Origin of the sequence: Candidatus Pelagibacter sp. HIMB1587 (assembly GCF_052047775.1) — a bacterium.
GTDB lineage: Bacteria > Pseudomonadota > Alphaproteobacteria > Pelagibacterales > Pelagibacteraceae > Pelagibacter.
In genome coordinates, this window is sequence record NZ_JBNAJJ010000002.1 from 475,247 (window position 1) to 487,514 (window position 12,268).

The 12,268-nt window shown below is 30.2% G+C and carries 13 protein-coding genes; 8 read left to right on the forward strand and 5 right to left on the reverse strand.

Going from position 1 to position 12,268, the window contains the following annotated elements:
• Position 1 precedes the first annotated feature (1 nt).
• Positions 2-634 (reverse strand): hypothetical protein, encoded by a 633-nt coding sequence (locus tag ACTTBE_RS07030; protein ID WP_440677717.1) that lies wholly within the window; start codon positions 632-634, stop codon positions 2-4.
• Positions 635-748: 114 nt separating this feature from the next.
• Complete coding sequence (gene trxB, locus ACTTBE_RS07035; protein WP_440677718.1) at positions 749-1,693, reverse strand: thioredoxin-disulfide reductase; 945 nt, start codon at positions 1,691-1,693, stop codon at positions 749-751.
• Positions 1,694-1,714: 21 nt separating this feature from the next.
• On the opposite strand from trxB, the gene ACTTBE_RS07040 reads away from it, so the two are divergent.
• On the forward strand, positions 1,715-2,653 hold the full coding sequence (locus tag ACTTBE_RS07040; protein ID WP_440677719.1) for a mitochondrial fission ELM1 family protein: 939 nt from the start codon (positions 1,715-1,717) through the stop codon (positions 2,651-2,653).
• Positions 2,654-2,658: 5 nt separating this feature from the next.
• A complete protein-coding gene (locus ACTTBE_RS07045) occupies positions 2,659-3,324 on the forward strand; it encodes a hypothetical protein (protein ID WP_440677720.1) in 666 nt (221 codons plus the stop codon).
• Here the strand turns inward: ACTTBE_RS07045 and ACTTBE_RS07050 are convergent.
• On the reverse strand, positions 3,321-3,659 hold the full coding sequence (locus ACTTBE_RS07050; RefSeq protein WP_440634674.1) for a heavy-metal-associated domain-containing protein: 339 nt from the start codon (positions 3,657-3,659) through the stop codon (positions 3,321-3,323). The two genes, ACTTBE_RS07045 and ACTTBE_RS07050, sit on opposite strands and share 4 nt — an antisense overlap.
• Before the next feature lie 68 nt (positions 3,660-3,727).
• Here ACTTBE_RS07050 and ACTTBE_RS07055 point away from each other — a divergent pair, with 68 nt between their 5' ends.
• On the forward strand, positions 3,728-4,117 hold the full coding sequence (locus ACTTBE_RS07055; RefSeq protein ID WP_440677721.1) for an ATP-binding protein: 390 nt from the start codon (positions 3,728-3,730) through the stop codon (positions 4,115-4,117).
• Here the strand turns inward: ACTTBE_RS07055 and ACTTBE_RS07060 are convergent, their stop codons facing one another.
• On the reverse strand, positions 4,118-4,483 hold the full coding sequence (locus ACTTBE_RS07060; protein ID WP_440677722.1) for a hypothetical protein: 366 nt from the start codon (positions 4,481-4,483) through the stop codon (positions 4,118-4,120).
• Here ACTTBE_RS07060 and ACTTBE_RS07065 point away from each other — a divergent pair.
• Entirely contained in the window at positions 4,449-4,760 is a 312-nt protein-coding gene (locus ACTTBE_RS07065; protein ID WP_440677723.1) for a hypothetical protein, read from the forward strand. The two genes, ACTTBE_RS07060 and ACTTBE_RS07065, sit on opposite strands and share 35 nt — an antisense overlap.
• Position 4,761: 1 nt before the next feature.
• On the opposite strand, the gene ACTTBE_RS07070 is transcribed toward ACTTBE_RS07065, so the two are convergent.
• A complete protein-coding gene (locus ACTTBE_RS07070) occupies positions 4,762-5,754 on the reverse strand; it encodes a type IV pilus twitching motility protein PilT (protein ID WP_440677724.1) in 993 nt (330 codons plus the stop codon).
• Positions 5,755-5,889: 135 nt separating this feature from the next.
• On the opposite strand from ACTTBE_RS07070, the gene ACTTBE_RS07075 reads away from it, so the two are divergent.
• From ACTTBE_RS07075 to ACTTBE_RS07090, 4 genes are read left to right on the forward strand one after another with little or no spacing between them, the layout of a single operon-like run.
• Entirely contained in the window at positions 5,890-7,656 is a 1,767-nt protein-coding gene (locus tag ACTTBE_RS07075; RefSeq protein ID WP_440677725.1) for a PilN domain-containing protein, read from the forward strand.
• On the forward strand, positions 7,656-8,870 hold the full coding sequence (locus ACTTBE_RS07080; RefSeq protein WP_440677726.1) for a LysM peptidoglycan-binding domain-containing protein: 1,215 nt from the start codon (positions 7,656-7,658) through the stop codon (positions 8,868-8,870). The genes ACTTBE_RS07075 and ACTTBE_RS07080 overlap by 1 nt, the downstream gene beginning before the upstream one ends.
• Positions 8,870-10,486, forward strand: coding sequence for a secretin N-terminal domain-containing protein (locus tag ACTTBE_RS07085; RefSeq protein ID WP_440677727.1), 1,617 nt, complete (start codon positions 8,870-8,872; stop codon positions 10,484-10,486). The genes ACTTBE_RS07080 and ACTTBE_RS07085 overlap by 1 nt, the downstream gene beginning before the upstream one ends.
• A gap of 27 nt (positions 10,487-10,513) precedes the next feature.
• The gene (locus ACTTBE_RS07090; RefSeq protein ID WP_440677728.1) at positions 10,514-12,265 is read left to right on the forward strand and encodes a GspE/PulE family protein; all 1,752 of its coding nucleotides are present in this window, start codon (positions 10,514-10,516) and stop codon (positions 12,263-12,265) included.
• The last annotated feature ends 3 nt before the right edge of the window (positions 12,266-12,268 follow it).

Here is a 12,268-nt window from a genome sequence, read left to right on the forward strand (position 1 = left end):
TTTATTTTAAGGTACAATGACTATTTTCTACGATGCACCCAACTTTTTCCATTTCTTCGTCGAATATTTTTGGGTGTCTTAAAGCATAAATATTTTTTAAATAATTAATTCCATACCGTTTAAATTTTCCATCTTCTGTAAGTGCACCAGACTCGTGCCCATATGAAACCACTGTTTCTAATAAATTTCCTTTTTTGTCATACAGAACTGTTTCTCCATAACAATTACAAAAATAACTTCTGTTCTGTTCAGGCTCAATATCAATGAAAATAGAGGTTCCTCTTATTCCAATTGTGCCATGAGGAATTTCAACATTTAATTCCTCTTGTCTTTTTCCAAATACTGCATGAACAGAACCTTTGATAACTTTTAACAATTTCTTTGAGACAAATTGAAGTTTTGTTTTAGGTCTTATCAAATAAAAATCATCTTTAAATTTAATTATTGATTTTTCATCTTTAGTTTCAATTGTAGAATTATTTAAATCTTGAAAATTTAATTCTGCTTCCTTGCCATCTATGAAAAATTTTCCTGATAATATTTTATTAGTTTCCGAGGCAAATGCGAGATTTGGGCTTAATCCCCAAGCAATCATAATTTGACTCACAGTTTTTATAAATTTTCTTCTGTTCATTTGACTTAATTATATACCCAAAATTAAAAGATGAGGTTATACAAAATTTTTATATTAAGCTTAATCTTAACGATTATTCATTATCTAGCAAATACTTTTAGTTATAACTTAAAATTAATGGGCTAGGAATTTTTCTGCTTCTAATGCTGCCATACATCCCATACCAGCTGCTGTTACTGCTTGTCGAAAAGTTTTATCTTTAACATCACCCGCAGCATAAACTCCAGGAATATTTGTTTCTGTAGAATCTGGTTTTGTGATTAAATAACCTTCTTTATCCATTTCTAATTGGTCTTTGAAAAGTTGAGTTGCAGGATCATGACCAATAGCAATAAATAACCCATCTAATTTTACTTCCTCTGTTTTTTCAGTTTTCAAATTTTTTATTTTTATACCCTTAACATTTTTGGGTTCACTATCACCCAAAACATCTTCAACAACAGAGTCCCAAACTATTTCAATTTTTTTATTTTCCATCAATTTCTTTTGCAGCATTTTTTCAGCTCTTAAACTATCTCGTCTATGAATTAATTTTACTTTTGATGCAAATTTTGTAAGAAACATTGCCTCTTCTACCGCAGCATTACCGCCTCCAACTACAGCAACCTCTTTATCTTTAAAAAAGAAACCATCACATGTAGCACATGCTGAAACTCCAAATCCTCTAAATTCTTGTTCAGATTTAATGTTTAGCCATCTTGCTTGCGCACCAGTTGAAATAATTATGCTATCTGCAGTATATTTTTGACCACTATCACCGACAGCTTCAAATGGTGTAGATTTTAAATTCACTGATCCAATATGGTCTTCTATCATTTCTGTTCCAACAGCTTTTGCTTGATCTCTCATTTGATCCATTAGCCATGGTCCTTGAATTACTTCTGCAAAGCCTGGAAAATTTTCCACATCAGTTGTAGTTGTTAATTGTCCGCCTGGTTGAGCTCCGTGAACAAGGATAGGTTTCAACATTGCTCGTGCAGCATAAACAGCAGCTGTGTATCCGGCAGGACCAGATCCAATTATTAACACTTTTGTGTGTTTAGTTGGATTTTGACTCATATGGAAGCTATATAGTGATTAATGTCTAAATTAAAAGGTTTATTATTAACTCAAGGGATGCACGGAATGATTAGTCAAGTCGAGGGACTTGCTAAAGCACTTGATATTGATTTTATTCACCACAAGGTTGAACTAAAAAGTATTTGGAAACTTGTTCCACCTAAATTTACTCCAATTTCTCAAAATGTTTATAAAAAGATTGAAGATAATGATTTTGATTTAATAATCTCATGTGGAAGAAAGAGTGTAATTCCATCTATTCACTTAAAAAGTATTTCTAAAAAAAAAATATTTAATATTCATATCCAAGATCCAAAAATAGATTTTAATCATTTCGATTTTATTGTTGCACCAGAACATGACGGAATTAATGGCGAGAATGTTATTAGCACAAAGGGAGCTATTCATTATCTTTCAGAGAAAGAAATTGAAGAAAATAAAGATTATTTAAATTCTTTTATCAAAAAGGACGAAAGAAAAATTTGGTGCTTAATTATGGGAGGACCAACAAAATATTATGATTATTCAACTAAAAATATGAAACACATTTTCTCAATGTTTTATAAATTAATCAAGAAACATGATTTCCAATTAGTAGTGATTCCATCAATTAGAACCCCAATAAATACTATTCATTATGCAAAAGAGTTTTTTGGAGAAAAACATACAGTGATTATGAATGTAGATAAAAAAGCATATTTATCTGCATTAGCTTTATCTGAAAATATAGTTGTTACATGTGACTCGAGCTCTATGATCTCTGAGGCTGCTTTGACAGGTAAACCAATCTATGTTGCGAATATTTTACCAAAAAAGAATGATAAAAGATTCCAAAGATTTAGAAACTTATTTAGAGAACTAAATATCACTAGAAACTTAGGTGAGGAAATTGAAAATTGGAACTATGAAAAACTAGATGAAACGAATAGAGTAGCAAAAATTATTAAAGAAAAAATTTAATCTTAATGTCATTTTTAAATTCTATAAAAAATAATTCAAAAAAATATGAAACACCATTTGATCATTGGGAATATAGCAATGCTTTATCTGAAGGAGCAATTGAAGAGATTGTTAAAGCAGATATCCCAGATTTAAGTCAGCATAATTTAAATTACGATGGAACTAGAGCAATAGATGGTGGTGCTGCTGAGTTTAGAGAGGGTATTTCAAACGGTGGTAAAGCAATTAAATTTAGATGTTTTGTCACTAAAGAAAATAGTTCACAATTTCCAAATCTTGTAAAATTTATCAACGAGCTACAATCAAAAGAAACATTCGAGACAATATCTAAAATGATCAATAAAGATTTATCTAATTCATTTGTTAGAGTTGAAGTAATTTGTGATAGGGAAGGATTTTGGCTTAAACCGCACTGTGATATCAAAGAAAAATTAATGTCAGGATTAATTTTTGTAAATAAAACAAATGAATCTGAGGATTTAGGAACTGATTTTTACAATGAAAAATTAGAGAAAGTTAAAACATTGCCTTACAGAAACAACTACGGTTATCTTTTTACCAGCGGACCAAATACTTGGCATGGTATGGAAAAAAAAAGCATTCTTAAAGAAAGACGATGTTTACAAGTAAACTATGTGACTTTCGAAACTGATTGGAAAGTAAATAATTAAAATTTATTTAATGAAATCAATCCAGATTTTGGATCAATAATTTTTTCATTCAAAGTAGCAACTTTACCAACTGCAAAACCAGCGTTCTCAATTACTTTTTTGAAGTCTTCCTCAGAAAAATTTGGAGTATTTTCAAAGTTTATAAACGCAACTCCCTCTGGCCATGAAACTTCAACGTTACCTTCACCTGTTGCAGCTTTAAGTTCTTTTTCAACTTTTGCTTGGCATGCCATGCATACCATTCCATCTACAACTCCAATCATAGCAACTTCTGCTTTGACTATGTTTTGAAAAAATATTAATGATGTAAATAAAATTAGTAAGATTTTTTTCATAATTCTCTTATAAACTATTTTTTTTAATTTAATATACCCATATTGGGTAATACTATTGAAATTTATTTATGAATTTTACAATGCTTTCAAATCCCTCAGAGTTAAAAGATACAAGATCGAAAATAGAGGAGTTTTGTAAATCAAATTTACCTAATATCGAATTAGCAAGCGTAACTTTAGCAATTGATGAAGCTTTGCAAAATGTAATTCGTTATTCATATAAAATGAAAAAAGATCAAAAAATTGATTTAAATTTAGAAATTATAAAAGATAGTGAGCTTAAAGTAATAATTACTGACTACGGTGAACAAGTACCTTTAGATACGATTAAACCAAGAGATCTTGATAAAGTCAGACCTGGGGGTTTGGGGGTATACTTCATTAAAAAAACTTCTAAATTTTGCGAGTACAAGCACAATGTGGTTGGTCCAGGTACAACTTTAACTTTAATATTTTAACTATTCTTCTTTAACAAGTTTTGGTTTTGCACATTTGTAAAATTGGTTAGACCCTCTTAAAGATTTTTGTAACAACGCTAATTCATTAGAATTTTGGCTGTAAGTTAAATTTGTTTGAAGTCCGCCAATAGATCCAACAGACGAGAAAGATGATGGGGTTTGTTTACCCATCTTGAAATTTACTTTTGTTTTTGAACTATTAATTTTAGTTAAAATAATTTGTTTTCTCTTCTTTGAATAAACCCAAATTGTTGTATTTTTTTTATTTTTACAACTTAGTTGATAAATATTTGCATTAGAATTTTTAGGAATAAAAGCTATAACAATAAAAATGATGGTAAATTTTAAAAAAAATTTAAATAACATTAAAATATTCTTTCTAGCTTTTTTTGCATTTTTAGCAGCTAATTATCTTTATAATAATATTATTACAAAATCCACAGCTAACAATATCAAGTTTTTAGAGGTTGAGGTTGAGTTAAAAGGTAATGTAGATTTTAATTTAAAATGTGAAGGAGCAAATAATCCAAATCCTTCAAGTGTAAACAGAGGCCTTGGTGAACAAACTGAAAGTAATTGTACCGGTACTGGAACTTTTTCTGCAATAGTTCCGCAACAAAGATTTACTGAAAGTTCTAATTAATTTACTCAACTAATTTTTTGAGCTTTAAACCCTCAAGACATTTTTCCATTGTAAACATTCCATCTTTAGCAGATGTTTGAAGAGTAGATTGAATTTGCTCTGTTTTACCTTCTCTAATTAAATTTCTTATCGCTGGTGTCCCTGTCATTACTTCATGACAGCCAATTCTTCCTCCACCTTTCTTTTTTAATAATTGTTGAGACATTACCAATCTAATAGATCCAGCTAACATAGTTTGTGCTTGTTCTTTTTGTGCTGGTGGAAAGACATCTAAAATTCTTGTAATTGTTGATGATGCGCTACTTGCATGTAAAGTTCCAAAAACTAAGTGACCAGTTTCTGCAGCAGTTAATGCTAATGAAATAGTTTCTAGATCTCGCATCTCACCAACTAAAATTACATCAGGATCTTGTCTTAATGCTGACTTCAATGCTTTTGCAAAACTACCAGTATCTTTCCCAACTTCCCTTTGAGAAATAATACTTTTTTTAGCAGGATGAACAAACTCAATAGGATCTTCGATTGTAATTATATTTTCTGCTCTATGAGAATTAATCTGATCTATCATAGCTGCAAGTGAAGTAGATTTACCAGATCCAGTTTGTCCCGTTACAAGTACCAATCCGGTTTTATGAGTAATTGCTTCATGTGCGGCTGGTGGCAAACCTAGTTTTTCAATGTTAGGAATTTCACTTATAATTTTTCTAAGAACCATACTTGGTCCATATGAAGAATAATAACCGTTTGCTCTAAATCTCTGTCCATCAACAACAACTGCAAAATCTAAATCACCATTGCTAATTAAATAATCATATTGAGATTTATCTAAAGATTGTTTCCAAAAAGTTTCTATATCTTGTCGTGAAACAATGTCCTCACTAAAAACTTTTATCTCGCCATTTTCTCTTATTGCAAATGGTTGATTCGATCTGATGTGAATATCAGATAAATCATATTCTTTAGGATATGATTTTAATTTATCATGAAGGCTCATTAATGTTTTGATGCTCTAAAAGTTATATCTTTTCAAGTTTTTTTTAACATCGAGATATATATAAAGTAACACAACTAATGCTTGTGTACTGATTCGGTATTTATTATTGTGATTTTATAAGGTTTTTAAAAAATTATGATTGATAAAATTGGACCTCCTATTGCAAAAATGTTCTCCCCTATAACAAAGTTAATAGGAAAAAATCATTCAAAAAAAGAGAAAGTAATTGGAGTAGTTTTTAGAGACAAAAATATTCAAGCTGCAGAAATTTCATTTAAAAAGGGAATTTGTAAAGTTGACAATTTCTCTAATCAGCAAATTGCTGGAATAGGTGAAGATCAAGATTTTTTAGCTGCAACCACATATTTAAGTGATCAGGTAAAAAATGCTTTAGACTCTATTAAAACTAAAACTAAAGATATTGCAGTTTCTTTAGATACCACCAGAGCACAAATTTATAACTTACAAATTCCATTTATGGATGATGAAAGTTTAATAGAAGCAACCTCTTTAGGAGGATTTTGGGATCAGTTTGATGAAACTCCAGAAAGTTTAGATGAATTCGAAACAAGTTATTCTATTGTAAGTTCAAACGAAGAACTCGGAGTTATGGATGTAGTTTTAGTTACTTTAGAAAAAAAATATGTGGAGGCTTATTCTAATATTTTTAGATTAGCGGGTTATAATCCAGTAGTTATTGATCTTGCTCCTTTTTCCAACATGAATGCACAAGGATTATTACTAGGTAAAGAAGGATTTGAAACTCCAAATGTATTGCTGAATTATACTAAGGATGAAAAAAGTATAACCATTTGTTCTAATAAAGGTTTTCAATATTCAGAATTGAATATTATTGAAGCAGATCAAGTGTTACTCGATACAGTAGAAGAAGTTGAAAGTGTTGAAACTGAATTTTGGGATGAAATTTTCGAGAGACTTGGCTCCCAAATAAAGCAATACTTAGTTGAGTATGAGACAAAGTATGAATTTGATCCAATTAGTATTATTTCAATTATAACTGATAGAAAAAAAATTAAGAACGTTTCAAAAGGGATTGAAAGACAATTAGGTGACGTTGTAGTTAAAACTTATGATCCTGAAGATTCAATCGAGTTTTCTGATGATGCAAAAAAATACATAGATTCTCTTAGCAATAAATCTTTGGCTTCAGAAGCTATTGGTATTGCATCTAGAAAATTAAATTCATTTAACCTTCCAACAGATGAAATCATGTCCGTAAATTTATTGTCTAATTTTAATCAAGTTAAAATAAACAGAAGATCAAAATCATTAGGAAATTTTTGCTTAATGATATCAATGATTTTTGTTATTGGTTTTATTGGGCATGTCGTGCCATTTAAAATTTTAAAATTATTAAACAATTCTTCTAAACTTAGTGCAGCGAAAGATTTAAAAGAAGATCTTGAAGGTAAAAAAAATCTTTTACAAGGTTATAATGCCAAAATTGATAGAATAAAGTCAGATGTGAGAACCGCTGCTTCATTTGGATCTAATTTAAAAACAACAGCAAATCTTTATGCCAGTTTAAATGAAATAGTTCCAAAAGATATTAGATTAACAACCTTTGTTATTGAGGAAAAAAATAATATTTTATTTTCGGGTGTAGCGATGAATGACCAAGCAGTTGTTAATATGATGGATAATTTTGCAAACAATGAAAGTGTTAATGACACAAAAATTGAGGCATTAGTAGAATTTTCAAAAGAAGATAAATTGGCTTTGTATACTGATGAAGGACAACCTGAACCTAAAGAAGAAGAATTACCACAAGAAAAAATAACTAAAAAATTTAACTCAAGAATATCATTAAAGCCTATTAAGAATGAGGTTTTCGATGATGAAACGGTAGTTTCAAAATTAATAAAGGCAGATAAAAAATAATGTTACTTAGATATATATTAACTATCGTCATAGTATTTTTACATGGCAATTCTTATAGTGATCCATTCACTAATGAAATTGGCATTATAAAAGAAACAGAAGTTGTTGAAATTAAAATTGAAGAAACGGTTGAGTCTGAGTCTGATGTAGTGATCGAACAAGAAACTAATGAAATAGAATTAACAGAGGAAATATTTAATAACACAGAAGATGTAAATGAAGTTGTTGAGGCCGAACCTCAAGAAACTGAAATTGTTACAGTCTTAAATATAGATCCGATTGTTGCATATTCATTAAGGGACTACTTATTGAAAGGAGTAGCTTTAAGTAAAGAGTCTGATCATCAATTTCAAAGAGCTAAAGTTAAAAAAATAGATAGAGCAAAAACTCCTACTACACATACCATATCTGAAAATGATACAATTGAGAAAATTGCTTTTAGATACGGGTTTTCATTAAGAGAAATAGAAATTGCAAATGCGATTTATCCTGGATCAAGAAAATTAGTAGCCGGTGACAAAGTGGTTATACCAAATAGATTTCACATTGTAAAAGAAGGTCAAAACTTAAATACTATAGCTGAAAGGTATAATTTAAGTGCAGTACAACTTGCTTCTTATAATGACCTGGAAGATGAAAATATTATTTTGATTGGTGATAAATTATTACTACCTTTCTTCATTCATGTAACAAATGAAAACGAAACAATAGCCAAAATTGCTGGAAAATATGAAAGGGAAATAAATGAATTAATCGAATTCAATGCTTTTGAAAAAAACACAGTTATATTAAACGAAAATCAATTAGTAAAAATTCCAATTTATGCAAATGAAAATATTTCTTATGAAAATTTAGACAAGAAGAGCATTAATGATTTTCAAATAGATAGAAATAATCTTGCAATTATAGAAATAAGCAATAGTGAATTTATGGTTAGAGAAGGAGATAGAATAGGAAACAGAGACGGAGTAATAGTTTCAATTGAAAAAAATAGAATGATTGTTTTAGAGGACAATATTGAATATGAGTTTTTAATTAATACTCCAATTGTAGGAATGGCAATTGCATCTTTACCACAATCAAATACTAATGAATTGATCAACGATGATGTAAATAATGATGATACAAATATTGAAAATCAAACAGACAACAATGACAATAATAATGATAATGAAAGTGAAACAGTAACTAATGTTGAGGATTTATTCAATTAATGACTAATTTTATTAGATTATTTTTGGTATTAACACTGTCTGTATTGTTGGTTAGTTGCAGCACTTCCGATAGACCTAAAATGGCTTATGATCAAACAGATAAAGGAGCTGTTCAAGAAATTGAATCTTTTAATGTAAAAGCAAGTGCAGAAAATTTTAGGAAAACTTCAGAGCAATTTAATCAAGACTCAAATGATATTTTAAATAAAAATAAAACGGATGAAAAAATAGTAAGAAGAATTTCTTTGACAGAAGGTAAAGCGCAAGAAAAAAAATCACTGAAACTTATTGATAGAAATCTTAAAATTAAAAAATTAGAGGATACAGAAGTAAGTTTAAAACTGAATAATATGAACATAAGATCAGCTTTAAAATTATTTGCTGGACTGGTTCAGAGAAACATAATTATAGGTAACGAAGTTAATGGTGAGATAACTATAGATTTTGAAAATATAAAATGGGGATCTGCTGTTTATGCCATTTTAGATATAAATGGTTTGATCATGACAGTTGATGAAGATTCGGGATTATTGAGAGTTCATACTAAAGAATTCTTTGCTGAATTAGAAAAAAATAAAATAGACAATACAATAGAAGAAAATAATAATTTAGCTTCTTTAGAAATTGGTGGTTCAGTATCTAATGATGGAGATAGTACTGAGCCCATGATCACAGAAATATTTAAAGTTTTTTATCAAAGTTCAACAGATCTAATGGAGTCTCTTGGAGAGATAATGGGAGAAGCAGAAGGTTTTACAATGGTTGATGATGCAAAAAACAATCAAATTTTGGTCACAGGAACATATGCCCAATTAAATCAAGCAGAAAACATTTTAAATAAAATTGATTTAGAAAAAAAACAAGTAATGATCGAAGCTTATATTGTAAATGCAACTGATGGCTTTAACAAAAACTTTAGTGCCAACATAGATGCATTGAATGCTGCAGCAACCGCAGATGGAAGAGACCGAATAACTTTTACAGGGATTGATACTAATCCAAGTAATACAACTTCAATAACACCTGTGAACGATTCAAGTCCTACAGCTATATCTAATACTGCTTTATCAGATGCAGCCAGCGTATCAGGTGGAGCTTTTTTACTTGGAAATATCGGAATGACAAAGATCAAAGCAGTAATTACGGCCTCAGTAAAAGACTCCAATACAGAAACAGTTTCAAATCCAAAATTATTTGCGATGGATGGTGAAACAGCAACTCTTACTCAAGGAACAACTTTGATAAAAGTAATACCGGCATCTGGTGATGCTGCAGGCTCTACAGTAGAAATTCCACAAAACTTAAATATTACGGTAAAACCAGAAATTGTAGGTGAAAACAGAGTAAAAATTGACTTAACACTTGCAAACGATGCACCGGGAGAAAGCTCTGGTGAAGATGTTGTAACCAATAAAGAATCGATTAAATCGATAGTTCAAATTAATGCAGGTGATGTAGCAGTGCTTGGAGGTGTTTATAAAAATACTAGAGAAAATAGCGAAACATATGTTCCTTTTTTCTCAAAAATTCCACTATTGGGAGCATTTTTTAAACAAACAACTGATAAAGACGATAAAACTCAACTGTTGATATTCCTAAGTGCAAATGTTGTATAAGTTATAATTTTTATTATAACTTTATACATGCCCTCAATTAATCCTGAAATAAGTATTAAAATTTCAAGCCTTCTAAAGACCAGTGGAAAATTATCTGAGGCCAACTTTAATGACGCAAAAAAAAAATATGAAAACAACGGTAAAGCACCTCTTGGTGTTCTAGAATACTTGATAAATGATAATCTGGTTAGCGAAGACGATATTGTTTCGGCTGTATCCAGAAACTACGCTTTACGTAAAATAATTTTAACTGAACAAAGTATAAAAAAAGATGCTGTAAAAAAACTTCCTAAAGATTTCATAATGGAAAACGAAATTCTTCCATTTGAACTAAATGGAAGAATTTTAAAAATCGCTTTATTTGATCCAACAAAATCAACACTAGCAGGCAAAATTAAAAGTATGACAGGATGCAATGTTGAATTATATGTTGCTAAACCGTCTAATTTAGATCAAGCCCTAAAGTTTAAATCTGTAATAGAAGCAACGCAAGATTCTGCGGCATCGACAAATACTCAATCTCAAAAATCACCAACTTCAAAACCAAATTTAAACGTAAAAGTTCCAAATGTTAAAATTACTCAAGGTGAAAATGCTGTTGTAGAGTTTGTTGATAAACTTTTAAACGAGTCTTTTTTTAGTGGTACGAGTGATATTCATATTGAAATATTTAGAAGAGGTGAGGCTAGAGTAAGATTTAGAAAAGATGGTGTCCTCCAAGAGCAATTACAATTTAAACAATTTTTAATGGAGAATTACAATGCAGTAATCACTAGATTAAAAATTATGTCAGGTTGTGATATTTCAGAAAAAAGACTCCCTCAAGATGGAAAACTTCAGTTTAAAAACCCACAACCAAAAAACGAAGATGATGTTGATATAGATGTTAGATTTTCAGTGATTCCAGCAAAAGAGGGTGAAAGAGTAGTTATGCGTTTACTCGCAGCTGGTCCAGATTTAGGATTAGAACAAATTGGTCTTGATAAAGAAGATTATGATAATTTAGTTACAGCAATAACAGCCCCCCAAGGAATGGTTTTGGTTACGGGACCAACAGGGAGTGGTAAAAGTACAACTCTTTATGGATGTATAAAAAAAATAAATAGTCCTGGAACAAATATAATGACAGCTGAAGACCCAGTAGAGTTTTATTTAAAAGGCGTGGGTCAAATTCAAGCTAATAATGAAATTGGTTTAACATTTGAAGCAATATTAAAATCTTTCTTAAGACAAGACCCAGAGGTAATTCTGGTCGGAGAGATAAGAGACAAATCTACAGTAGATATTGCAATCAAAGCGGCATTAACTGGACACTTGTTGTTAAGCACACTTCATACAAACGATGCAGTTTCAACAGTTGTTAGATTAGTAAACATGGGCGTACCAAGTTTCATGGTTGCATCAGCATTAAGTTTAATTGTAGCTCAAAGGTTGGCGAGAAAAAATTGTTCATCTTGCACTGTGGATGATGAAAAAGCGACTAAGGAAAGTTTATTACAACTTGGATTTATTGAAGGAGAGTTAAATTCTTTTACCCCCAAAATGGGCGCAGGTTGTGCTGAATGCAATAATACTGGATACAAAGGTAGACAAGGAATTTATGAAGTATTAAAAAAAACTCCCAACTTAGAAGCTGCAATCTTAAGAGATGCTAGAGGAGATGAGATGCTTGAGGTTGCTATTAAAGATGGATTTAAAACTATGCAAGTTATTGGCAGAAATTTTATTAAAAAAGGTATATTGTCTGTTGAAGAATATTCTAGAATTTTAGTAGTATAGTCT

Excerpts from the sequence above, each read along its gene's own strand:
- ACTTBE_RS07090 (WP_440677728.1), top strand. The coding sequence starts at position 10,514 with ATGCCCTCAATTAATCCTGAAATAAGTATTAAAATTTCAAGCCTTCTA.
- trxB (WP_440677718.1), bottom strand. The coding sequence starts at position 1,693 with ATGAGTCAAAATCCAACTAAACACACAAAAGTGTTAATAATTGGATCT.
- ACTTBE_RS07085 (WP_440677727.1), top strand. The coding sequence starts at position 8,870 with ATGACTAATTTTATTAGATTATTTTTGGTATTAACACTGTCTGTATTG.
- ACTTBE_RS07070 (WP_440677724.1), bottom strand. The coding sequence starts at position 5,754 with ATGAGCCTTCATGATAAATTAAAATCATATCCTAAAGAATATGATTTA.
- ACTTBE_RS07055 (WP_440677721.1), top strand. The coding sequence starts at position 3,728 with ATGAATTTTACAATGCTTTCAAATCCCTCAGAGTTAAAAGATACAAGA.
- ACTTBE_RS07045 (WP_440677720.1), top strand. The coding sequence starts at position 2,659 with ATGTCATTTTTAAATTCTATAAAAAATAATTCAAAAAAATATGAAACA.
- ACTTBE_RS07065 (WP_440677723.1), top strand. The coding sequence starts at position 4,449 with ATGATGGTAAATTTTAAAAAAAATTTAAATAACATTAAAATATTCTTT.
- ACTTBE_RS07040 (WP_440677719.1), top strand. The coding sequence starts at position 1,715 with ATGTCTAAATTAAAAGGTTTATTATTAACTCAAGGGATGCACGGAATG.
- ACTTBE_RS07050 (WP_440634674.1), bottom strand. The coding sequence starts at position 3,659 with ATGAAAAAAATCTTACTAATTTTATTTACATCATTAATATTTTTTCAA.
- ACTTBE_RS07080 (WP_440677726.1), top strand. The coding sequence starts at position 7,656 with ATGTTACTTAGATATATATTAACTATCGTCATAGTATTTTTACATGGC.
- ACTTBE_RS07060 (WP_440677722.1), bottom strand. The coding sequence starts at position 4,483 with ATGTTATTTAAATTTTTTTTAAAATTTACCATCATTTTTATTGTTATA.
- ACTTBE_RS07030 (WP_440677717.1), bottom strand. The coding sequence starts at position 634 with ATGAACAGAAGAAAATTTATAAAAACTGTGAGTCAAATTATGATTGCT.
- ACTTBE_RS07075 (WP_440677725.1), top strand. The coding sequence starts at position 5,890 with ATGATTGATAAAATTGGACCTCCTATTGCAAAAATGTTCTCCCCTATA.